Origin of the sequence: Nocardia sp. CA-120079 (assembly GCF_050955745.1) — a bacterium.
Classification (GTDB): Bacteria; Actinomycetota; Actinomycetes; order Mycobacteriales; family Mycobacteriaceae; genus Nocardia.
This window is the reverse complement of the sequence record NZ_CP192088.1, coordinates 9,040,617-9,063,521: the sequence shown is the minus strand read 5'-3', so window position 1 is coordinate 9,063,521 and position 22,905 is coordinate 9,040,617. Positions and strand designations below refer to the sequence as shown.

General features: G+C 66.2%; 21 protein-coding genes. 13 read left to right on the top strand and 8 right to left on the bottom strand.

All coding sequences use genetic code 11. The annotated features are described in order from the left end of the window. Positions 1–15 precede the first annotated feature (15 nt). Together ACQPYR_RS40945 and ACQPYR_RS40940 are read left to right on the top strand one after the other, a co-directional pair. On the top strand, positions 16–438 hold the full coding sequence (locus tag ACQPYR_RS40945; protein ID WP_433625120.1) for an HIT family protein: 423 nt from the start codon (positions 16–18) through the stop codon (positions 436–438). A 148-nt stretch (positions 439–586) separates the two neighbouring features. Further along, a complete protein-coding gene (locus ACQPYR_RS40940) occupies positions 587–1,543 on the top strand; it encodes an alpha/beta hydrolase (RefSeq protein ID WP_433625118.1) in 957 nt (318 codons plus the stop codon). Positions 1,544–1,545: 2 nt separating this feature from the next. On the opposite strand, the gene ACQPYR_RS40935 is transcribed toward ACQPYR_RS40940, so the two are convergent. Further along, positions 1,546–2,580 carry a DUF2330 domain-containing protein gene (locus ACQPYR_RS40935; RefSeq protein WP_433625116.1) on the bottom strand — a complete coding sequence of 345 codons (1,035 nt, stop codon included), beginning with the start codon at positions 2,578–2,580 and terminating at the stop codon, positions 1,546–1,548. A 42-nt stretch (positions 2,581–2,622) separates the two neighbouring features. Next, complete coding sequence (locus ACQPYR_RS40930) at positions 2,623–3,711, bottom strand: alkene reductase (RefSeq protein WP_433625114.1); 1,089 nt, start codon at positions 3,709–3,711, stop codon at positions 2,623–2,625. Positions 3,712–3,791: 80 nt separating this feature from the next. Here ACQPYR_RS40930 and ACQPYR_RS40925 point away from each other — a divergent pair, with 80 nt between their 5' ends. Next, positions 3,792–4,163, top strand: coding sequence for a MerR family transcriptional regulator (locus ACQPYR_RS40925; RefSeq protein WP_433625112.1), 372 nt, complete (start codon positions 3,792–3,794; stop codon positions 4,161–4,163). A gap of 10 nt (positions 4,164–4,173) precedes the next feature. Further along, on the top strand, positions 4,174–6,345 hold the full coding sequence (locus ACQPYR_RS40920) for a S9 family peptidase (protein ID WP_433625110.1): 2,172 nt from the start codon (positions 4,174–4,176) through the stop codon (positions 6,343–6,345). 31 nt (positions 6,346–6,376) lie between these two features. On the opposite strand, the gene ACQPYR_RS40915 is transcribed toward ACQPYR_RS40920, so the two are convergent. Continuing rightward, positions 6,377–6,820 (bottom strand): MarR family winged helix-turn-helix transcriptional regulator, encoded by a 444-nt coding sequence (locus ACQPYR_RS40915; RefSeq protein WP_433625108.1) that lies wholly within the window; start codon positions 6,818–6,820, stop codon positions 6,377–6,379. A 121-nt stretch (positions 6,821–6,941) separates the two neighbouring features. On the opposite strand from ACQPYR_RS40915, the gene ACQPYR_RS40910 reads away from it, so the two are divergent. After that, positions 6,942–7,592: a nitroreductase family protein gene (locus ACQPYR_RS40910; protein WP_433625106.1), complete on the top strand. Its 651-nt coding sequence runs from the start codon at positions 6,942–6,944 to the stop codon at positions 7,590–7,592. A 1-nt stretch (position 7,593) separates the two neighbouring features. On the opposite strand, the gene ACQPYR_RS40905 is transcribed toward ACQPYR_RS40910, so the two are convergent. Continuing rightward, positions 7,594–7,884, bottom strand: a complete 291-nt coding sequence (locus ACQPYR_RS40905; protein ID WP_387286375.1) for a hypothetical protein — start codon at positions 7,882–7,884, stop codon at positions 7,594–7,596. A gap of 103 nt (positions 7,885–7,987) precedes the next feature. Here ACQPYR_RS40905 and ACQPYR_RS40900 point away from each other — a divergent pair, with 103 nt between their 5' ends. Continuing rightward, positions 7,988–8,689 carry a DUF2334 domain-containing protein gene (locus ACQPYR_RS40900; RefSeq protein WP_433625104.1) on the top strand — a complete coding sequence of 234 codons (702 nt, stop codon included), beginning with the start codon at positions 7,988–7,990 and terminating at the stop codon, positions 8,687–8,689. A gap of 115 nt (positions 8,690–8,804) precedes the next feature. Here ACQPYR_RS40900 and ACQPYR_RS40895 read toward each other — a convergent pair whose 3' ends face one another. Next, positions 8,805–10,217, bottom strand: a complete 1,413-nt coding sequence (locus ACQPYR_RS40895) for a glutamate decarboxylase (protein WP_433625102.1) — start codon at positions 10,215–10,217, stop codon at positions 8,805–8,807. Positions 10,218–10,448: 231 nt separating this feature from the next. Here ACQPYR_RS40895 and ACQPYR_RS40890 point away from each other — a divergent pair, with 231 nt between their 5' ends. After that, on the top strand, positions 10,449–11,813 hold the full coding sequence (locus ACQPYR_RS40890) for a dipeptidase (RefSeq protein WP_433625100.1): 1,365 nt from the start codon (positions 10,449–10,451) through the stop codon (positions 11,811–11,813). A gap of 88 nt (positions 11,814–11,901) precedes the next feature. On the opposite strand, the gene ACQPYR_RS40885 is transcribed toward ACQPYR_RS40890, so the two are convergent. Beyond that, positions 11,902–12,546, bottom strand: a complete 645-nt coding sequence (locus ACQPYR_RS40885; protein ID WP_433625098.1) for an MBL fold metallo-hydrolase — start codon at positions 12,544–12,546, stop codon at positions 11,902–11,904. Between the two features lie 95 nt (positions 12,547–12,641). On the opposite strand from ACQPYR_RS40885, the gene purS reads away from it, so the two are divergent. Further along, positions 12,642–12,878 (top strand): phosphoribosylformylglycinamidine synthase subunit PurS, encoded by a 237-nt coding sequence (gene purS / locus ACQPYR_RS40880; protein WP_062988386.1) that lies wholly within the window; start codon positions 12,642–12,644, stop codon positions 12,876–12,878. Beyond that, entirely contained in the window at positions 12,875–13,552 is a 678-nt protein-coding gene (gene purQ, locus ACQPYR_RS40875) for a phosphoribosylformylglycinamidine synthase subunit PurQ (RefSeq protein WP_433625096.1), read from the top strand. Before purS ends, purQ begins: the two co-directional genes overlap by 4 nt. Positions 13,553–13,894: 342 nt before the next feature. Here the strand turns inward: purQ and ACQPYR_RS40870 are convergent, their stop codons facing one another. Next, positions 13,895–14,971, bottom strand: coding sequence for a substrate-binding domain-containing protein (locus ACQPYR_RS40870; RefSeq protein ID WP_433625094.1), 1,077 nt, complete (start codon positions 14,969–14,971; stop codon positions 13,895–13,897). 49 nt (positions 14,972–15,020) lie between these two features. Between ACQPYR_RS40870 and ACQPYR_RS40865 the strand changes: the two genes are divergently transcribed. Beyond that, a complete protein-coding gene (locus ACQPYR_RS40865; RefSeq protein WP_433625092.1) occupies positions 15,021–15,446 on the top strand; it encodes a MarR family winged helix-turn-helix transcriptional regulator in 426 nt (141 codons plus the stop codon). A 311-nt stretch (positions 15,447–15,757) separates the two neighbouring features. After that, a complete protein-coding gene (locus ACQPYR_RS40860) occupies positions 15,758–17,056 on the top strand; it encodes a M18 family aminopeptidase (protein ID WP_433625090.1) in 1,299 nt (432 codons plus the stop codon). Positions 17,057–17,292: 236 nt separating this feature from the next. Here ACQPYR_RS40860 and ACQPYR_RS40855 read toward each other — a convergent pair whose 3' ends face one another. Further along, entirely contained in the window at positions 17,293–18,651 is a 1,359-nt protein-coding gene (locus ACQPYR_RS40855; RefSeq protein ID WP_433625088.1) for a glycosyltransferase 87 family protein, read from the bottom strand. A gap of 177 nt (positions 18,652–18,828) precedes the next feature. Between ACQPYR_RS40855 and purL the strand changes: the two genes are divergently transcribed. Next, positions 18,829–21,123, top strand: coding sequence for a phosphoribosylformylglycinamidine synthase subunit PurL (gene purL / locus ACQPYR_RS40850; RefSeq protein WP_433625086.1), 2,295 nt, complete (start codon positions 18,829–18,831; stop codon positions 21,121–21,123). Next, the gene (locus ACQPYR_RS40845; RefSeq protein WP_433625084.1) at positions 21,120–22,898 is read left to right on the top strand and encodes an alpha/beta hydrolase; all 1,779 of its coding nucleotides are present in this window, start codon (positions 21,120–21,122) and stop codon (positions 22,896–22,898) included. The genes purL and ACQPYR_RS40845 overlap by 4 nt, the downstream gene beginning before the upstream one ends. Positions 22,899–22,905: the final 7 nt, after the last annotated feature.

Sequence of the window (22,905 nt, the reverse complement as noted above, 5' to 3'; positions counted from 1 at the left end):
GCCATAGTGATCGGCGTGAATCCGTACACGATCTTTGCCGACATTGTGGCTGGGCGGGCCGAGGCCAGCCGGGTGTATGAGGACGATGATGTGGTGGCGTTCATGGATATTCGGCCCATGACGCCGGGGCATTTACTCGTGGTGCCGAAGGTGGCGGCACGGAATCTGGCGGAATTGGATCCGGCGGTCGGCGGGAAGTTGTTCCAGGTGGCGCAGAAATTGGCGGGGGCGCTGCGGGACAGCGAGGTGGGCTGTGATGGCGTCAACTTCTTCTTGGCCGACGGAGTGACCGCAGGTCAGGAAGTGTTCCATGTGCACCTGCACGTCATTCCGCGGACACCGGGTGACGGGTTCGGATTACGTGGGCGGTCGACCAGTCCGCACCGCGCTGACCTGGACTATCTGGCGAGTTCGATCCGCGGCGCGCTCGGGCGCTGAGCCGTCGCCGGGCCGGGCTGCGACTGCCGTGAAAGTTATTACCTACCGGAAGGTTTGCCGCGGAAACGCCGGATAACGAATCTCTTCTCCAACGTCTCGACGTGAGTTACGTTGAAGGCCATTGTCATGCGGTGACGGAGGTAGGTTCGTGCGGCGAACGAAGATTGCTGTTGCGGTGCTCGCCTTTGCGACCGCCCTGACGGGGCCCATGCTCGTCGAGCCGGGCACGGCATCGGCCGCACGGATCGATCGGATCGATGAGCTGAGCACGACGCGCTCGGCGCTGTTCATCGAATCGCCATCGATGGGACGGATCATCCAAGTCGATGTTCTGCACCCGGCGGGCGGCGGCTCGCATCCGTCCTTCTACCTGTTGGACGGCCTCGATCCTGGCATCAACCAGAGCACCTGGACCAATGCCACCGACGCCGAATCCTTCTTCCGGGGCAAGAACGTCAATGTGGTGCTGCCGGTCGGCGGCCAGGCCAGCTACTACACCGACTGGCAGCGCGACGATCCGAAATTCGGCCGCTACCAGTGGGAAACCTTCCTGACCGCGGAGTTGCCGCCGATCATCGACGCCCGATACGGCAATGGCGTCAATGCCATCGGCGGTCTGTCCATGGGCGGCAATGCGGCCTTCATCCTCGCCGCCCGCCATCCCGAGTTGTACCGGGCGATCGCGGGCTACAGCGCCTGTCCCGACACAACTCTGGCCATGGGCGCGGTGATGTTCTCCATCGCCAACCGCGGCGGCGACCCGGTGAACATGTGGGGCGGTCCCGGCAGCCCGGCCTGGGCCGAACACGATGCGGCGGCGCTCGCGGATCGCTTGCGCGGCAAGACGATCTATCTCTCCACCGGCACCGGTTTACCCGGTCCGCACGAGGCCGAGGTCAAACCCCAACTGGGCGAGAACATCGTCCTCGGCGGCCCGGTCGAGGTCGGCGTGAACAACTGCGTCATCTCGTTCGAACAGCGGCTGCGTTCCCTCGGCATCCCGGCCGAGGTCGATTACAGCCCGACCGGAACCCACTCCTGGTCGTACTGGCAGGACACCCTGCACGCCTCTTGGCCGACCATCGGTCCGGCCATCGGAGCCTGAGGTCAGGCCCGCAGCACGCGGACGATGGCGAACACCACGATGATCGCGGCCAGGAAGACCGTGCCGAGAATGACGATGCCCGCGGGCGCGCCGAATAGTTCGACGTTCTCGGTTCGGTGGATCGTCTGGTAGACCTCCGCGTCGCTGGCATCGGCCTCGAAGGCGAAGTCGGAGCGGATATCCGCGGGGTTATCGATCGAAATCCGCAGTTCGGTCAGGTAGTTGCGGCCATTCGTCGTCACCGGCGCGAGTTCTGGATCCGATGTGGCGACCCGGCCCGCGAAATCGACGTGCACGCTCTGTGCGGTGGCATCGGGATCGGAGCGTCGCACGCGATGCTCGCTCAGCGCGTAAAGGTGCACGTACTGGGCCCGTTCGGCGGCACTCGACATGCGCATCGGATACACGAGCCGATCCGAATCGAAGGTCAGGCGCACCGGATCTATTGCGCCGTCGAGCGGTTGGGCGCTGGTGAGGCGCATAGCGACGAAGGACCAGCCCTCGCGCAGATACGGCTCCAGGGTGCTGACCACCTCGGGGCGCATCTCGTAGCCGTTGTCGCTCAGCCACTTTCGAATGCCATCCAGGTTGCCGCCGGACAGAGTGGTCGCCTCCAGCGGGCCGAGTTGCACGCGGTCGAGGACGGTCGGGCCGCCACCGGCAGCGCTCATTGCGCCATCGCCCGCGGAGTCGCCGGCACCCGAGCCGAACCATCGACGCTGGGTGATGACCCTGGGTGCGGTCAAGCCCGCCAGTTCGGTAAAGGTCGCGGCGGAGCCACTCGCGACGGTTGCCGGCTTCGGTGTCGGCACGATCAGTGCTGCCTGATCGGTGCCGGATTTCAGCGCGAGCCGCATGAGCACCGTCTCCCGCTGACCGTCCCAGCTGACCAGCGCCGTCTCCTCGCGCACCGATGCCAGGTGACCCGGCCGATTGGCGACCCCGCCGCACGCGCATGCCGAAGCCGGTGCAAGCGCGCCGATTCCAGCTGTGGCGAACAGCATTCCGATGACGGCCAGCAGGTGAACAGCACGCATGGCCGCGAGCCTAATGGGCTGCGCGGCCATGCGGCCGGACCGTCAGGCACACCGCGTTTCGCGCAAATCCCAGCTCGGATAGTCGCTGTACCCAGCCGCCTCGCGCCCGTAGAGCAGCTCTTCGCGGATCGAAGCCAGCGGCAGGTCGTGCGTAATCCGTTCCACCAGATCGGGATTGGCGATGAACGCGCGTCCGAACGACACCAGATCGGCGAGCCCTTGCCCGAGTACCGCCTCGGCCTCGATCGCGCTGGTCGGCTTGCGGTTCTCACCGATATTCGCGATGAGCGTGCCGTGCCAGCGCGGCCGCAGATCGGCCAGGGCCGGATAGTCGTCGTTGTCGGTCAGATGCAGATAGGCCAGGTCGCGGCGATCCAACTCGGCCACCAGCGTGCGGTATAGCGGTGCCGGATCGGCCTCGTGCATATTGAACTGCGGGTTGCCCGGCGACAGGCGAATAGCGGTCCGGTGCGATCCGACGGCCCCGACGACCGCGTCGACGATGGCCAGCGGCGCACGCATGCGGTTTTCGATCGAGCCGCCGAATTCATCGGTGCGCAGATTGGTGTTGTCGGCCAGGAACTGGTGCGGCAGGTAGCTGTTGGCGCCGTGGATCTCGACACCGTCGAAGCCCGCCGCGATCGCATTGGCCGCGGCTGCCGCGAAATGCTCGACCACCGCCGCGATTTCGGCACGGCTGTACGCGCCCGGCGTGATCGGATCGGCCTTGGTGCCGTCGAGCAGGTGCGGCCGATCGTCATCCAGCACCGACGACGGTCCGGTAGGCCATGAGCCGTCGACCCGCGCCAGCGGATGCCCCTTGCGCCCTCCGTGCATCAGTTGTGCGACGATCCGCCCGTCCGCCGCGTGCACCGCATCGGTGACCTTGCGCCAGGCATCGACATGGCGACCCGTCTGCAGGCCCGGGACCCAGGCCTCGCTCTGGCCGGTCGAATGCGGCCAGATGCCCTCGGTCACGATCAGTCCGGCCGTTGCCCGCTGCGCGTAGTAGTCGACGACATCGGTGGTCGGCGAACCGTCCGGATGCGAGCGCAACCGGGTCATCGGTGACATGACGATGCGATTGGGCAGGGCCAGACCATGGTTGCGGTATTCGCTCAATAGCTGCATGACGGCACCATAAAACCTGACATCGATGTCAGGTCAAGTATGCTTGTTGTCGGCAAAAGGTCCGGGGAGGCGGAACAGATATGCGCATAGGTGAGCTGGCCGAGCGGACCGGGGTGAGCGTCCGGTCACTGCGGTACTACGAGGCCAAGGGCATGCTCGGATCCGAGCGCACCTCCGGTGGTCAGCGCGAATATCCGGAGTCCGCGGTCGCCCGGGTGCTGCGCATACGCGAAATGTTCGCCGCGGGCATCGGCAGCGATACCGTCAGCCAGCTGCTGCCGTGTATCCATGACGAAGACGGCACACCGAACGAGCGGGCGACACCGTTCCTGGTGGACAAGCTGGCCGAGGAGCGCCGACGCATCGACCAGGCCATGACCGACCTGCACCGGGCGGGCGCGGTACTCGACGAGATCCTGCGAGCGGCGGGCGGTGCGCGGCCCGAACAGTAGGGTGGAGCCCATGGCTCTCGATAGTGGAATCGGAACGCTCGCCGGTTCGGGTGATGTGACGGCGCCGGTCGCCAAGACGGTGCGCACCGAGCGGGTGCACCACGGCGACGTCTTCATCGATGAGTACGAATGGCTCCGCGACAAGGAAAACTCCGAGGTCATCGCCTATCTCGAGGCCGAGAACGCCTACACCGAGGCGCAGACCGCCCATCTCGGCGGACTGCGGAACAGGATCTTCGACGAGATCAAGTCGCGCACCCAGGAGACCGATCTGTCGGTGCCGACCCGGATGGGCGAGTACTGGTATTACTCGCGCAGCTTCGAGGGCAAGCAGTACGGCGTGCACTGCCGTTGTCCCATCGATGCAGCGGCCGAGGGCATCGATGCCTGGACTCCGCCGCAGCTCGAGGTCGATACCGAGATTCCCGGGGAGCAGGTGCTGCTCGACAGCAACCAGGTCGCCGAGGGGCACGACTTCTTCGCACTGGGCGCGTTCTCGATCAGCCATGACGGCAACCTGCTCGCGTACTCGGTCGACACCAGCGGTGACGAGCGCTACCTGCTGCGCTTCAAGGATCTGCGCACCGGCGAGGTGCTCGCCGACGAGATCGCGGGTACCGCGCCGGGCGCGACCTGGTCGTTGGACGGCACGCACGTCTTCTATCAGACGGTCGACGAATCCTGGCGGCCCGACACCGTCTGGCGGCACCGGCTCGGTACGGGCAAGGACGACGATGTCAAGGTCTTCCACGAGCCCGATGAGCGCTACTGGGTGAGCATCGGCGCGACGCGCTCGGAGAAGTACCTGATGATCTGGGTCGGCTCCAAGATCACCACCGAGGGCTGGGTGCTCGAATCCGATAATCCGGAAGGGGATTTCCGGGTCATCATTGCGCGCCGCGATGGCGTCGAGTACTCCGCGGAGCATGCGGTGGTCGGCGGCGAGGACCGTTTCCTGATCCTGCACAACGACGTCGTGGACGGGGTGAAGGCCGAGAACTTCGTACTCGCCGAGGCGCCGGTATCGGATCCGTCGAATATGACGCTGCTGATCGGCCATCGCGACGATGTGCGGCTCGAGGATATCGATCCGTTCGCCAGTCATCTGGTGCTGAGCTACCGGCGCGAAGCCCTGACCCGCGTCGCCATTTGGCCGCTGACCGAATCCGGTTACGGCGAGCGGCGCGAACTCGAATTCGATCTGGAACTCTTCGCGGTCGGTTCCGGCGCCAATCCGGAGTGGGAGCAGCCGACGCTGCGAATCGGGCTGACCTCGTTCATCACGCCGATGCAGGTCTTCGACTATGTGCCCGCCACCGGTGAGCTGCTGCTGCGCAAGGAGCAGCCGGTCCTCGGCGGCTACGACGCGAACGACTATGAGCAGCACCGGGATTGGGCGATCGCCGCGGACGGCACCCGGATTCCGATCTCCCTGGTGCGGAAGAAGGGTCTGCCCGAGGGGCCGAAACCGCTGCTGCTGTACGGATACGGCTCCTACGAGGCCAGTATGGATCCGTCCTTCTCGGTATCGCGGCTTTCGCTGCTCGACCGCGGCATGGTGTTCGCGGTGGCGCATGTGCGCGGCGGCGGTGAAATGGGGCGGCTCTGGTACGAGAACGGCAAGACGCTCACCAAGAAGAACACCTTCACCGATTTCGTCTCCTGCGCAAGGCATCTCATCGATACCGGCATAACCTCCGCGGACCGGGTGATCGCCGACGGCGGCAGTGCGGGCGGCCTGCTGGTGGGTGCGGTAGCGAACCTGGCACCCGAGTTGTTCAAGGGCATCCTGGCCAACGTACCGTTCGTCGACCCGCTCACCTCGATCCTCGACCCGTCGCTGCCGCTTACCGTCATCGAATGGGACGAGTGGGGAAATCCCTTGGCGGACAAGGACGTCTACGACTACATGAAGTCCTACGCGCCCTACGAGAACATCGAGGCCAAGGAATATCCGGCCATTCTGGCGATCACCAGCATCAACGACACTCGCGTGCTCTATGTCGAACCCGCCAAGTGGGTCGCCAAACTGCGCGCCACCAAGACCGGTGACACACCGCTGCTGCTCAAGACCGAAATGAGCGCGGGCCACGGCGGCGTCAGCGGCCGCTACGAGAAGTGGAAGGAAGTCGCCTTCGAATACGCCTGGGTGCTCGACACCCTCGGCCTCGCCGACGCATAGCTTCCGTGCGCGGCCGGTTCACCCCGGCCGCTCACCCGGTGGGTACCAATAGTTTGCCGAGCAGCGTCGTGAGCTGGCGGCGCTCGGCGGCGGTCAGCGCTGCGAAGGTCTCGTCGAGGTAGGCCGGAATCGCCGCCTCCGCCTCGTGCAGCCGTTCGCGGCCCGCATCGGTGATGGTCACGGCGTAGGAGCGCCGGTCGCGCGGATTGCGTTCGCGCCGTACGTAATCCGACTTCTCCAGGTCATCGCAGACGCCGACCATGACGCTGCGATCGATCCGCAGTTCCTCGCTCAGCGTCTGCTGCGAGCACGCGCCTACAGCATCGAGCATCTTCAACACCAACTGCTGCCCCACGCCCAAACCCTGTGTCGCGGCGTGGATTTCGCCTGCTCTGGCCACCGCGGTCGATGCGCGGCAGAGCGCGATATCCGGCCGCTCGGCGGCGAGCTGTGGAAAGTAAGTCGGTTTGGTCATGGTGCCTCACTGTCGGTGGCGTCAGCCTACCATTAATCGTCTGTTGGCCAATCGTTTGACAGCAGACGATTTGTGGTCATACGGTCTGATGGTCTGCATGAATCGGCCCGAGGAGTACCCGATGACAACGCTGGATCTGACCCCGGACGAGTTGCTGTCCACGACCCGTGCCGTGCGCAAACGCCTGGACTTCGACCGTCCGGTGCCGCGTGAGCTGATCGAGGAGTGCATAGATCTCGCAACCCAGGCGCCGACCGGACGCAATCGGCAGCGCTGGCATTTCATCGTCGTCACAGATCGGGCCAAGCGTCGAGTGGTCGGCGATATCTTCCGTCGCGCGCTCACCGTCGGGACCGGACAGCCGCTGACCGCCGATGACGTGTGGCGCATGAACTATTCAGCGCGTTCGACCGAGCGGGTCTTCGACGGGCTGCGCTATCTCGCCGAGAACATCCATCGTGTTCCGGCCATGGTGATCCCGGCCATCGAGGGCCGAACCGATCGCGCCTCGGTCGAGATCCAGTCGGGCGCTTGGGGTTCCATTCTGCCCGCGGTGTGGAGCTTCATGCTCGCCGCTCGCGCCCGCGGACTGGGCACCACCTGGACCAGTGCGCAGGGGCCGCTGGAGCGCGAACTCGCTGCGGCGCTGGGGATTCCGTACGACAAGGTGATGCTCGCGGCATTCATTCCGCTGGCCTACACCCTCGGCACCGACTTCGAACCCGCCGTTCGGGTGCCGAGGGCGCAGGTACTGCACTGGGAGCGGTGGTAAATCAGAGGCCGCAGGTACGCATGTTGTCCAGGAATGTCGCACGATCGCTGTCGCGGAATTGCTCGATCCCCTGGTATGCGCCGTTCGCATCCATGATCGCGATGTAGGCGTCGGCGATCTGATCCGGCGTCGCGTCGGGAGTCTTGCTGCGCACCTGGTTGACGAACCCCTGTGTGGCCGTGCATGTTTCGTCTTGACTGAAGATCTGGGGGTCGCCCGGATCGGCTAGGGCCGTAGCCGGTGCGATGAGCAGGAGCGGAACTGACAGAGCACTGAGCAGGGCTGTCTTCACGCCGGAGATCCTAGGGCAGATGTGCCGCGGGTGGAACGCAGTGTTCGTCGGCGGGTCATCCGCCCTGCACGCCGAGTACATCTGCGGCTGGCACCGTAAGGCCATGAACGCTGAGCTGATCGTGTCGATTTCCGGGATCCGGGACACCACGCGGGACGCGGCTATCGAATTCGCGGCCGAAATGGATCGCCGCGATGTGCGGCTTTCGCTGCTGGTCGCGCCCCGGTTGAAGGGTGGCTACCGGCTGGTGGAAGATCCAGCGACGCAGTCGTGGCTGCGCGGTCGGCGGGCCCGCGGCGATGCGATCGTGCTGCACGGCTACGACCAGGCGGCGACCAAGCGGCGCCGGGCCGAATTCGCCACCCTGCCCCGGCACGAGGCGCGCCTGCGGCTGACCGCGGCGGATCGGGTGCTCGAGCAGGTGGAACTGCGCACCCGGCTGTTCGCGGCGCCGCGCTGGGATGCCTCGGCGGGCGCCATCGAGGCGCTGCCCGAGGCCGGTTTCCGGCTCGCGCTCGGGCTGACCTCGATTTTCGATCTCGAGCGCAATATCGCTCAGAAGGCGCGGGTCTACGGCATGGGCGAGGGTTTTCGAGCCGAGCCGTGGTGGTGTCGCGCGCTGGTGCTCGGCGCGGCCAGGACCGCGCGTCGCGGCGGTGTGCTGCGCCTGGCCGTTTCCGCCGCTCAGCTGGGCCGTTCCGGTCCGCGGCAGGCGATGCTCGACGCGGTCGATCTCGCTTTGTTCCACGGCGCGGCCAGCGACGTGTACCGCTGGGAGCCGTTCGCCGCCGTCAAGGCGGCCTGATCGGGTCCGCCGGAAGCCGTGCAGGGGTGTGGTCGGCACCGCCCGCACGAGGCGCCGCCGCCCGTAATGGCGTGACCGGGCGGCGGCGCGCGGCGTAATCGGCGCTGCCCCAGCGCTATTCGCGGCTCGGTCGAACGGGTTTGGCCTGCTCGCTCGGGACAGCCGCGGTCGCGTTATGCGTGAATCCGCCCGCTTCTTCGCGGGTGAGCGGTTTGGCTTGTGGATGCTTTTCGAGTTGCGCCATACTGCGCGCGATATCGGCGAGCAGCAGGTCGGCCATGTCGATGCTGAACCCGTGCCGGACCAGTGCGCGCATGATCGTCTCGTTCTCGCGGTCGGCGGGCAGCGGATACGCGGCGATCAGCCAACCCCTGGTCCGCAGCCGATCCGAGAGTTCGTAGAGGTTGAAGCCGACATCCTCGGTCAGTCGCCACGACACCGCCGCGATGCCCCGATGTGGATCGCCGCCGTGGATCATCTCGAACGGCCCGAGTTTCAGCAGGCCATCGGCCAGATGCTGGGCGACGTGGTAAAGCTGGGACTGCAGTCGAGCGTATCCGGTGCGGCCGAGCCGGATGAATTCGTAGTACGAGGTGATCACCTGCCCGCCGGGGCGGGAGAAGTTGAGATTGAAGGTGGCCATGCTGCCGCCGAGGTAATCCACATTGAAGATCAGCTCTTCGGGTAGATCGGCGGCCTCGCGCCAGATCGCCCAGCCCGAGCCGAGCGGCGCGAGCCCGGTCTTGTGGCCGGAGGCATTGATCGATTTGACCCGCGGCAGCCGGAAATCCCAGATCAGATCCGGTGCGGTGAACGGCGCCAGGAATCCGCCGCTGGCGGCGTCGACATGGATGGGGATATCCAGGCCGCTGACCTCCTGCAGCCGGTCCAGCGCCTTGCTTATCTCCGCGACATCCTCGAACAGACCGGTGTAGGTCTGCCCGAAGGTCGGCACCACCATGATGGTGCGCGCATCGCAGTAGGCGGCGACGTCGTCGGGATGCATGGTCAGCCGGTCGCCGCGCAGCGGAATCTGCCGTATCTCCACATCGAAATAGCGCGCGAACTTCTCCCAGCACACCTGCACCGGGCCGCAGACGAAATTCGGGGTGCCGGTGCCGCCACGCTTGCGCCAGCGGAACTTGGCGGCCAGACCGCCGAGCATGGCGGCCTCGCTCGAGCCGGTGGTGGAGGTGCCGTGCGTGCCTGCCGGATCCGGCGCATGCCACAGATCGGCGACCATCCGCACGCACCGACGCTCCAATTCGGCGGTCTGCGGGTATTCGTCCTTGTCGACGATGTTCTTGTCCAGGGATTCGTTCATCAGCCTGCGCGCCTGGTCGTCCACCCAGGTGGTGCAGAACGTCGCCAGATTCATCCGGGAGACGCCGTCGAGCATCAACTCGTCGTGCACGATCTCGTAGGCGACCTGCGGGAACAACTCGTTGATCGGAAATCCGGCCTTCGGCGCCGACCGGCGCAGGCCCGGCAGGGCGAATAGGTCGTCGGGCTCCAGTCCTTCTGTCATCGAACCGCCTCCGAATATGGATCGCGTGATGTTTGCGAAAACAGTGGCAACCAGCGTCGACGTTTCAGCATGTCACAGCGGCGACCGGATTTTCGGTGTTCCGAACCGGACGACACAGACCGATCGGTCGGCTGAGTTCTCCGTATGCACCGAGCGGTTCATGCCAGAGTTGGCGGGCGGCGGGCGGTCGCCGCTTCTGTGCCGGATCGGATCTGAAATGAGGTTTCGCAGATGATCGACGACTCCCGCACCGCGGCGCTGCGCCAGCGGGTGGCCGCGCTGATGCCGCAGGCGAAAACCGATCTCACCCAACTGGTTTCGTTCAAGTCGGTGGCCGATCCCCGGCAGTTCCCGCTGGAGGAGTGCGACCGGACCGCGCAGTGGGTGGCCGACGCATTCGCCGGGGCGGGTCTGACCAAGGTGGGTCTGCACGAAACTCCCGACGGCAGTAAGGCCGTCATCGCCTCGCGTCCCGCGCCGAACGGTGCGCCGACGGTATTGCTCTACTGCCACTACGACGTGCAGCCGCCACTCGACGACGATGCCTGGCGCACTCCGGTTTGGGAGCTGACCGAGAAGGACGGCCGCTGGTACGGGCGCGGCAGTGCGGACTGCAAGGGCAATATCGTTATGCACCTGACCGCGCTGCGGGCCCTCGGCGCGGAACTGCCGCTCGGGGTGACGCTGGTCGCGGAGGGTTCCGAGGAGCAGGGCACCGGCGGACTCGAACAATTCGTCGAGGCCAACCCGGATCTGCTGCGCGCGGATGCGATTCTGATCGGCGACTGCGGCAATTTCGCGATCGGGGTGCCGACCTTGACCGAGACCCTGCGCGGCAGCGTGAACGTTGTCGTCACCATCGAAACCCTCGCCGGGCCAATGCATTCCGGCATGTTCGGCGGTCCGGCCCCCGATGCGCTCGCCGCGCTCGTCCACCTGCTCGCCTCCCTGCGCGACGAACACGGCAACACCACGGTGGCCGGACTGCCCAATTATCAGCGCTGGACCGGTGTGCAGTACTCGGAGGACCAATTCCGTGCTGACGCAGGCGTACTCGGCGGCGTCGAACTCATCGGTGACGGCACGGTCGCCGATATGCTCTGGGCGCGACCGGCTTTGACGGTGCTCGGCATCGACGCGCCGAAGGTGGTCGGCTCAGCGGCGGCCATCCAGCCCGCCGCGCGAGCCCGGCTCAACCTGCGCATTCCGCCGGGCACCGATCCCGACCAGGCGCTGGAACTGCTGACCGCGCACCTGCGTGCGCATACGCCGTGGCGCGCGAAACTCTCCGTGGAAACCGAGTCGACCGGCGCACCGTTCCGATCGGCCACCGGCGGTCCCGCTCGCACCGCCATGGAAGCCGCACTCACCGCCTCATACGGCCGCCCGACCACCACCCAGGGCCAGGGCGGCTCGATCCCGCTGTGCAACGTCTTCGCCGCCACCTACCCGCACGCCGAGATCATGCTGCTGGGCGTCGAAGAACCCAAATGCCTGATCCACGCCCCCAACGAAAGCGTCGCCCCCTCCGAAATCGAACACATGGCCTTAGCCGAGGCCCTCTTCCTCACCACCTACGCCGAACAAATCCACTGAGACGTTGGACACCCGATCACCATGCATCCGTGGCGGACCCTCTCGACATTTGCCGCCAGGGATACATGGTGATCAGCAGTCCGAGGTTTTAGAGGTCGCGGTGGGCCTCGGGGGGGATGACGGTGAATTCTGTGGTGGTGGGGCCCATTTCGGCCAGGCGGCCGAAGTAGATGCCCTGGGCTTCGGGTTGGATGATGCCGAAGTGGATGGGGAAGGCGGTGCGGGGAGCGACTGCGCGCAGGTAGTCGACGGCCTCGCTGATGCGCATCCACGGTGCGGATGCTGGAATGGCGAGGACGCCGACCGGTACCGGTGGCACCCACAGCGAGTCGCCGGGGTGCACGAGTTGGGCCGGATCGTCCGGGGTGCCGAGTTGGAAGACGGTGTTGTCGATCACCGGGATCTCGGGGTGGATCACCGCGTGCCTGCCGCCGCCTCCGGTGATCTGGAGATCGCCGAGGGTGATCACATTGCCCGCGTGCACCGGCTCCCACGGCTCGCCGCGCTGCTGTGCGGTCTGTGGATCACTGAACAGGCGCGCATTCGGGTTGTTGTCGAGCAGCGCCTCGATCCGGCTCGGATCGATATGGTCGGGATGCTGATGGGTGACGGCGATGGCGTCCAGGCCGGTAATGCCCTCGAAGCCGTGCGAGAAGGTGCCCGGATCGAACAGCACCTTCTTGCCGTGCAATTCGACGAGGATGCAGGAGTGGCCGAAGTGGGCTATGCGCATGGGGCCATGCTATTTGACTCGACCCCGACCGTAGCTCGGACAAGCTGGACAACTACGCTGCTCAGGTAACCCCAACACCACCTGAGGAGCAACGCGTGGCACGAGTCGTGGTCGAGGTGATGCCGAAGGCCGAGATCCTGGATCCACAGGGTCAGGCCATCGCCGGCGCGCTCCCGCGCCTGGGATTCGCCGGAGTGTCGGATGTGCGGCAGGGCAAGCGATTCGAACTCGATGTCGACGACAGTGTCAGCGACGCTGAGCTCGAGCAGATCGCCGAGGCGCTGCTCGCCAACACTGTGATCGAGGACTGGAAGGTCGTGCGCGTCTCATGACCGCCCGGATCGGGGTAATTACTTTTCCGGGCACGCTCGACGATGTCGACGCGGCTCGGGCGGTGAAACTGGCGGGCGCCGAGGCGGTCAGCCTGTGGCATGCCGATGCCGATCTGAAGCAGGTCGACGCGGTGGTCGTGCCGGGTGGCTTCTCCTACGGTGACTACCTGCGTGCCGGTGCCATCGCCCGGTTCGCCCCGGTGATGGGCGAGGTCATCAAGGCCGCGGGTAAGGGTCTGCCGATCCTGGGCATCTGCAACGGCTTCCAGGTGCTGTGCGAGGCGGGTCTGCTGCCCGGTGCGCTGACCCGCAACGAGGGCCTGCACTTCGTCTGCCGTGACGAATGGCTGCGCGTCGAAACCGCGAACACCGCATGGACCTCGCGCTTCGAGCCCGGCGCCCAGATCCTCATCCCGGTCAAGAACGCCGAGGGTCGCTACCAGGCGTCGGAGAGCGTGCTCGATGAACTCGAGGGCGAGGGCCGGGTGGTCTTCCGTTACGCGGGCGACAATCCGAACGGCTCCCAGCGCGATATCGCGGGCATTTCCTCGGCCGATGGCCGGATCGTCGGCCTGATGCCGCATCCCGAGCACGCCACCGAGCCGCTGACCGGCCCGAGTGACGACGGCCTCGGCCTGTTCCTCTCGGTACTGGACACCCTGGTCGCTGTGTAGTTTTTGCCGCGCCTCTGTTTTCGGCCGCGTGGCCGCGGCGTGTTCGCGGCCCCCTGGTGTGCGGTGGCCTCGCATTCGCTCGTCCAAGCGCAAGAGACTGATGACGGACTGCGTCCGGCGGCGTTCGATGGGCGCGGCTGACCCTTTCGAGCGGCCTGCCAGCAGTCTCGCCAGCGGCGCCGTCGAGACTCGCGACTACGTCGCATGCGCTGCGACGACTCGGACGCGAGACGGGCCGCGAACTCCTCGCTCGTAAGACTCGCTCCGTCGTGGTCGGTGCTGACGGGGTGTTCGGCACCGGATGCACTCGCATCGGATGCCGCCGGTCGGGGGACTCGCCAGTCAAGTGATCCGGGCGATGATGTCGAAATCGACGCCGTCGGCCAGCGCGATATAGCCGTGCTGCTGCGCCTGGTTTCCGACGAAAGATCTGGAACCGCCCGGTGTTTCGAGTTGCACACCCTGATCGAGCGCCGCGTGTACCTCGGGTACGGCCAGTGATCCGACCGTCTCGCCGATCGCGCGCAGGGTGTGGATCCCCTCGTAGCTCATATTGCTGAAGCTGGTCAGTGCGGGTGCGAAGGTGCCGTGTAGGCGGCGGTAGCGAGCCAGTCGGTCGCGACCGTCGTCGGTGTCCGGGTCCACGAAGAAGCTCGATGCCACGTAGAAGTTGTGGTTGGCGTCGGGACCACCGGTCAGCAGGACGTTCTCGTCGGCGGCCGGGCTGATGCGCAGCAGCGTGTCGGCGCGTCCGGTGGCGGCGAACTGCTGGTTGAAGCGGGAGACGTCCGCGCCGACCATCAGGATGATGACGGCATCGGCTCGGTCCAATGCGGGATGGCTGAGGAATTCACCGAAGTCCGGTGCGCCGAGCGGTACGAATCGCTCCAGCACGATGGCACTCGGATCGGCCAGACTGCGGCGCACCGCCTTGGCCGATTCGCGCGGCCAGATGTAGTCGTTGCCGATGATCGCCCAGCGGCGCACGCCGTGTTCGCGCTCGAGCCAGTGCACGGCGGGCAGGGTCTGACCCGCCGGATGTTCCCCGAGCATCAGCACCCCGGGTAGCTCATTGGTGAGGCCCTCGTGTCCGGTGGCGAAAAGGTAGGGCACCCGGCTGGCATTGGCCCGCGCGACGGCCAATCGCACCGCCGAGGTGTGCCAGCCGGTGATCGCGTGCACCATTCCGGTGGCGAGCAGCGCGGAAACCTCATCGGCGACCTCGCGCGGATTCCGGCCGCCATCGATATTCGTAGTACGAATTTCGCGACCGAGAAAACCGGCTCCAGCATTGATTTCGTCGACCGCGAGGGAAATCGCCGCATCGCACGACGCCGCGACGATACCGCCCGGTCCCTGCATCGGAACTATGTTCAGGATCTCGATCGTGCCGTCTGGGCTCTCGCCGAACGCTGACATTCGGTACTCTTCTTCTCGTTCGAGCGAAATTCATGGCAGGCAGGAAATAATGACGACCATTGTAAGCGGATATTCCACGCTGCATGGTGCGCTGCGTGCCGCGGAACGGCGTTGGCTGGACCACCTCGACGCCGCCCTGTGCGCCAGGCAACTGACGGCCGATCAATGGTCGATGCTGTCGAATCTGTCCACCGAGTTCGGGGTCACCATGAGTGAGCTCGCGGCCAGGTCACAGCTACCGCCGTCCTCGGCGACCAGGCACGCCGACGCACTCGCCGAACGCGGCCTGATCTTCCGGGTGGCCGCCGAGGACGACCGCCGCCGCATCCTGATCGGCCTGAGCAGGCTCGGTTCGGATCTGGTCGACGCGGTGCGCGCCGAGGAGGAGCGTGCGGAGCAGGAGTTGCGTTCGCGTATCGGTACGCGGCGTTATGCCGAGCTGATGCGTTTGCTGGAACTCGTTTCCGCGGAGTAGTTCAAATCGGTACCGCCTGAGTCGTCGGATGAATTAATCCTATGAATGTCCGGTTGTGCCGGTGTGCGCGCGTAATTTCCATTCCTTCGGTTATGTTCCGAATAGACCGCATTATGGTGCTCCGGTATTCGAGGTAGTACGACTGGACCGAGTTGTGTTCCGCCGCCCGCGGCGGTGATTCCCGGCGAGCGGACTGCCCGCTCGATCACTATCGAGCCCGGACAAACCACCGCTCGAAAGGCAGGAGCGCGTGCGGGGTCTGATCGAGACGTATCTCGAGGTCTGCGCGAGGTCTGCATAGGATCGCAGGCATGCCCGTTTCCACTACCGCGGCCACGGCCGCCGGACTGTGCGCCTTCATCGACGATTCACCGTCGCCGTTCCACGTGTGCCGGACGGTCGCGCGGGAACTGGACGCCAACGGCTTCACCCCGCTCGCGGAGTCGGCGCCGTGGCCATCGGATGGGCCGAGCCGCCATTACGTCGTGCGCGGCGGTTCGCTGGTCGCATGGGCGACTGCCGATTCCGCCGGTGTGACGCCGTTCCGGGTGGTCGGTGCGCATACCGACAGTCCGAATCTGCGGGTGAAGCAGTATCCAGATCTGGCCGCGGCGGGCTGGCAGCTGGTCGGGTTGGAACCCTACGGCGGCGCCTGGCTGAATTCATGGCTGGACCGGGAACTCGGCATCTCCGGGCGGCTCAGCGTGCGCGATGGAAATGCGGTGCGCGACCAGCTGGTTCGCATCGATGAACCGATTCTGCGGGTGCCGCAGTTGGCCATCCACCTTTCGGAGGACCGCCGGGGTGTCACGCTTGATCCGCAGCGGCACGTCAATGCGATCTGGGGTCTGGGTGCGCAGCCGCGCTCGTTCCTCGATTTCGTCGCCGAATATGCCGAGGTCGATCCGCAGGCGGTACTCGGCTGGGAGTTGATGACCCACGATCTGGCACCGAGCCGGTTGGTGGGCCGCGATCGCGATCTGGTGAGCGCGCCGCGCCTGGACAACCAGGGCACCTGCTACGCCGGATTGAACGCCTTCCTCGCGGCGGTCGAGGAACCAGGTGCGGCCATTCCGGTTTTGGCGATGTTCGATCACGAGGAGGTCGGCAGTCAGTCCGATCGCGGCGCGCAGTCCGATTTGCTGCCGACGGTGCTGGAGCGGATCGTGCTCGCACGCGGTGGCGGCCGCGCCGAATACCTGGCCGCGCTGGCCGGATCCGTCTGCGCCTCCGGCGATATGGCGCACGCCACCCATCCCAATTACCCGGACAGGCACGAGCCCGCGCACCGCATCGAGGTCAACGGCGGCCCGGTGCTCAAGGTCAACCAGAACCTGCGCTACGCCACCGACGCCGCAGGTGCGGGTGCGTTCGCCCTGGCCTGCACGCAGGCCGAGGTCCCCCTGCAACGCTATGTGCACCGCGCCGATCTCCCCTGCGGCTCCACCATCGGCCCGATGACCGCCGCCCGCACCGGCATGCCAACCGTCGACGTCGGTGCCGCGCAACTCGCAATGCATTCGGCCCGCGAATTCATGGGCGCAGCAGATGTTTCGGCCTACGCCGCCGCACTAGCCGCTTTCCTGACTCCCGTACCGCTCGACCGGTAGGCCGCTTCGGAGACCTGCGGTTTCGCGCTTTGCCGAGGAGCTCGCCGCATCGGCTGGCGAGCCCGATGCGGGCTCATGCTGCGACACTCCGTGATCGAGTCCTATGCGTCGAGGTGTGCGCCATTATCGGCGGGCAGGTCCGGTGCCAACAGCAAATCGGCAGCAGGCTCACACGGGGTGCATACCGGTGGAACGTGCTGCCGGGCGTCCGTGCGGCAGTGACAAGTGATTGCCGATCAGGCTGCGTCGCCGGCCTTCTCGGGCACCGCTCCGGCCGGGGCGGGCGATCGCTGATCAGGCTGCGGCGCCGGCCTCTCGGGGGCCGCGCTTCTCGCCGGGTGGTAGGTGACGACGGCAACCGCGAACACCGCAAGAGTCGCGAGGACGTAACTGCTGCCGATGATCTGTTGCCACCAGGCCCAGCCGAGTTCCAGGTCCTTCGAATGCGGCAGGAGCCATTGCGGGCCGATCATGAACAGGACGGTGAAGGCGGCGACGGAGCCGATGAACCAGCGATTGCGGGTGCCGCGGGCGATGGCGTCGGCGGCGACCAGGATGGCGGGGGCAATCCAAACCCAATGGTGCGACCAGGAAACCGGGGATACCAGCAGTACCGCGGCAGCGTTCACCATCAGTGCGGCGACCTGCTGTCCCGCTTCGAGCAGGCGGCGCATCCACACCGCGGCGAGGGCAATCGCGATGAGCGACAGGGTGATCCAGATCAGGGTGGCCAGTGAATCGGAGACGCCGAGGCGGAAGGCCAAGCCCTTGATCGACTGATTGCCCGCGAAGTACGGCGGGCCGATGCGACCGGTGTCGGCCAGCGTGTGGAACCAGTATTCGGCCGAATCGCTCGGGAACAGCAGGAATCCGAGTCCGACCGCGACGATCGCGGAGACGATCAGCGTGCCCGCCGCCTTCCAATCCCGGCGCAGCAGGAAGTACAGCAGATATCCGGCCGGAATCAATTTCACCGAGACCGCGATGCCGATGAGCATGCCGCGCGGCCAGAACGGTTTGCGGACAAGGCAATCCATGGTGATCGCGGCCAGCAGCACCAGATTGATCTGGCCGAAGCCGAAGGTCGCCCGGATCGGTTCGGAAGTCTGCGCCACCGCGACCATACCGATGACCAGCGCCAGCATGGTCCGCCGCTCGAGGCTCGGGCGTAGCCGCGCGAGCACCAACCAGAGCGTGATGCCGAGGCTGAGCACCGAGGTGGCGGTCACCAGCACCTCGGCCAGCGGCAGTGGCATCAGCGCGAGCGGTGCGAAGAACAGGGCGGCCAGCGGGGGATAGGTGAACGGCAGCCCGATCCCCTCGACCGGGGGCATCGGTCCGTACAACTCGCCGTCGTCGAGCCAGACGCGCGCACCGTTGCGATAGACCTGGAGATCGATGTATCCGTTCCACCAGTGCACCACCAGCGAGACGATGGCCGACACGGCGAACATCGCCACGGCGATCAACAGCCAGCGCACCTGCGGGTTCGACAATGAGAATCGCGGCGAGACATCCGAGTCGAGTTCGAGCCGAGTGTTCTGCGTGGTGACGGGCTGCTCGGCCGGATCCGCAACCCCCGATCGATCGTTCACGGCCAAAGCGTAGCGGTTGCGAGCTCGCGCGAGGTGTGCCGACCCGAGGCATCCGGGCCCGAAAACCGACGATCCGGACGACCGGTCGATGCGAGCGGCTGCCCATCGAGGGCCACGGCTAAACTTCATGGCGAATCCCCAGCTTCGCGCTCCGGCCCGAAAGGACCCTGGTACTCCGTGACTCCGCAGGTCGACACCGTCAGCGCAGCCGCAGCAACTCCCGACGCCCCGCAGCCGTACAAGGAGCTCGGTCTCAAAGACGACGAGTACGCGCGGATCAAGGAAATCCTCGGCCGTCGGCCGACCGACGCCGAACTGGCGATGTATTCGGTGATGTGGAGCGAGCACTGCTCCTACAAGTCCTCGAAGGTGCACCTGCGCTACTTCGGCGAGACCACCACCGACGAGATGAAGTCCGCGATGCTCGCGGGCATCGGTGAGAACGCGGGCGTCGTCGATATCGGCGAGGGCTGGGCGGTCACCTTCAAGGTGGAAAGCCACAACCACCCCTCCTATGTGGAGCCGTATCAGGGTGCGGCCACCGGTGTCGGCGGCATCGTGCGCGACATCATGGCCATGGGCGCGCGGCCCATCGCGGTGATGGACCAGCTGCGCTTCGGTGCGGCGGACGCGGCCGATACCCGGCGCGTGGTCGACGGTGTGGTGCGCGGTGTCGGTGGCTACGGCAACTCGCTCGGCCTGCCGAATGTCGGCGGCGAGACCGTTTTCGACGCCTCCTACCAAGGCAATCCGCTGGTCAACGCGCTGTGCGCCGGTGTCATGCGGGTCGAGGATCTGCATCTTGCCTTTGCCTCCGGCGCGGGCAACAAGATCATTCTGTTCGGCGCGCGCACCGGCCTCGACGGCATCGGCGGTGTTTCGGTGCTGGCCTCGGACACTTTCTCCGGTGACGAGTCCGCCACCGGCCGCAAGAAACTGCCGAGTGTCCAGGTCGGCGACCCGTTCGCCGAGAAGGTGCTCATCGAGTGCTGTCTCGAGCTGTACGCGGCCAAGCTGGTGGTTGGCATCCAAGACCTCGGTGGCGCTGGATTGTCCTGTGCCACTTCCGAACTCGCGGCCGCGGGCGACGGCGGCATGCACATCGACTTGACCAGGGTGCCGCTGCGTGCCAAGGGGATGACCCCGGCCGAGGTGCTCTCCAGCGAATCGCAGGAGCGCATGTGCGCGGTGGTCACGCCGGAGAACGTGGACGCGTTCATGGCCGTCTGCCACAAGTGGGATGTGCTGGCCACGGTCATCGGTGAGGTCACCGAGGGCGACCGGCTGGTGATCAGCTGGCACGGTGAGACTGTCGTCGATGTGCCGCCGCGCACGGTCGCACATCAGGGCCCGGTGTACGAGCGGCCGGTCCAGCGACCGGATTTCCAGGACGCGCTCATCGCCGATACCCCGGACACGCTGCCCCGGCCGAAGACCCCGGAGGAACTGCGCGCCACCGTATTGCAGATGGTCGCCAGCCCGCAGCTGTGCAGCCGCCGGTGGATCACCGAGCAGTACGACCGCTACGTTCGCGGCAATACCGTGCTCGCCGAACATGCCGACGCGGGTGTCATCCGGATCGATGAGGAGACCGGCCGCGGCATCGCGCTGGCCACCGACGCATCCGGCCGCTACACCAAGCTCGACCCCTACACCGGCGCGCAGCTCGCGCTGGCCGAGGCCTATCGCAATGTGGCCACCACCGGCGCGGCGCCGAAGGCCGTCACCAACTGCCTGAACTTCGGTTCTCCGGAGGATCCGGGCGTCATGTGGCAGTTCCAGCAGGCGGTGCGCGGTCTCGCGGACGGCTGTGTGGCCCTCGGCATTCCGGTCACCGGCGGCAATGTCAGCTTCTACAACCAGACCGGTCAGGACGCCATTCTGCCGACCCCGGTGGTCGGCGTGCTCGGCGTCATCGACGATGTGCACCGGCGCATCCCGACCGGACTCGGCCTGGAGCCGGGCGAGACGCTGATCCTGCTCGGCGAGACCGCCGACGAATTCGGCGGCTCGATCTGGTCGCAGGTCGCGCACGACCATCTCGGCGGCGTGCCGCCCAAGGTCGACTTCGCCCGCGAGCAGCTGCTCGCCGAAGTGCTGACCTCGGGTTCGCGCGACGGCATGATCAGTGCGGCGCACGACCTTTCCGAGGGCGGTCTGATCCAGACCGTGGTCGAGGCCGCGCTGGCCGGCGAAACCGGTTGCCGCATTCTGCTTCCCGAGGGCTCGGATCCGTTCGTGCAGCTGTTCTCCGAGTCGGCGGGCCGGGTGCTCGTCGCGGTGCCGCGCTCGGAGGAGACCCGCTTCACCAAGATGTGCACCGCGCGCGAATTGCCGTGGGTGCGCATCGGTGTGGTCGACCAGGGCTCGGATTCCGTCGAGGTGCAGGGCCAGTTCTCGATCACCCTGGAGGACCTGCGCGAGGCGCACGAGGGCACGCTGCCGAAGCTGTTCGGGGCCAGTGCCGTTTGAGCGCGCCGGAGGCTGGTGAAGTCTCGGCAGACCTACGCGGCGGCGTCGGCAAGCTTGTCGGCGCCGTCGAGCGTTTCTTCCATCCGAATTATGTCGGCCTCATCGTGGCCACGGTGTTCTTCGGCTGGTCGCTGACACCCTCACTGTTGCCACGGGATTGGCTGTTCGAGGGGCTGGTCAGCGGGATCAATGCGGCCATCGGCTACGGCGTCGGCTGTCTGCTCGAATGGATTTATCGCAAGTGGTTGCGGAAACCGTTGCGCCGCAAAGTCGCTCAGTTGCCGTCTGCGGTCACGCGGGTGTGGGCGAGGCGGCCGAAATGGCTCTCCGGCGCGGTCAAGACCACGATTGTGCTCGTCTGTCTCGGCGTCGCTGTTTTCCTGCTGATCGAATCGGCCCGCTGGCAGCGCGAAATCACCGCGCTCATGGGCATGGAACCCGTCACTACATCCGGGTTCCTGCGCACCGGGGGTATGAGCGCGCTGGTCGGCGCGATCGTCATCGCGGTGTTCCGGATACTGCGGCGGCTCGTCCGTTCGATCGCATTCGAGCTGATCAGGCGCGCCCACTTTCCGCGCCAATTGGCCGTGCCGACCGGTGTGCTGATCGTGGTGGTCGCGATGGTGCTGCTGTTCAACGGCGTGCTCACCAAAGTCTTTTTCGACGTGGCGAATTCGGCCTTCAGCGTGCGCAACAGCCATACCTCGCCGAATGCCGTACAGCCGCAGCTGCCGGAGCGCTCCGGCAGTCCGAATTCGCTGGCGGCCTGGGACACGCTCGGGTCCGAGGGCCGCTGGTTCGTCTCGTATGTGCCGAGTGCGGGCGATATCAGCCAGGTCACCGGAAAGCCCGCGCGCGAACCGATTCGGGTCTACGCCGGATTGGAATCGGCCGACGGACCGGAAGCGCAGGCCGAATTGGTCGCGGCGGAGTTGGAGCGCACCAAGGCATTCGAGCGCAAGGTGCTGGTCGTCGTGACGACGACGGGCACCGGCTGGGTCGATTCGTCCAGCGCCGAATCCATCGAGCTGATGTACAACGGCGACACCGCGATTGCCGCGACCCAGTACTCCTATCTGCCGAGTGTGCTGTCGTTCCTGTCCGATAAGGACAAGGCCACCCAGATGGGAAAGCTGGTCTTCGACAAGGTTTATGAGCATTGGTCGGCCCGGCCGAAGGATGCGCGGCCCAAGCTGCTCGTCTACGGCGAGAGCCTGGGATCCCAGGGCTCCGAAGGTGCTTTCACCGGCCTGGCCGATATCCGATCGCAGACCGATGGCGTGCTGTGGGTCGGACCGCCGAATTCCAACCGGCTGTGGAGTGAATTCACCGCCCGCCGCGATCCGGGCACACCGGAGATCCTGCCGACATATGCCGACGGACTGGTGGTGCGCTTCTCCGACAGCCGCGCCGACCTGTGGAAGCCTGGGGACAACTGGCTGCCACCCCGTATCGCCTATCTGCAGCACGCCTCCGATCCGGTGGTCTGGTGGTCGGCGGATCTGCTTTTCAGCGAACCGGATTGGCTGCGTGAACCGCGCGGTCCCGATGTGTCCTCGCGGATGGCGTGGTATCCGATCGTCACGTTCTGGCAGGTCGCCGCGGATCTGCCCAGAGCGCAGAGCGTCAGTGACGGACACGGGCACAACTACGGAAACCTGGTATTGGATGCGTGGGCCGCGATCGCACAGCCGCCGGATTGGTCGGCCGAGCTGGCGGATCGGATCCGGGATTATCTGGCCATCTCCTCGGCCCGTGAGCACCAGCTGAAATAGAGCGCAC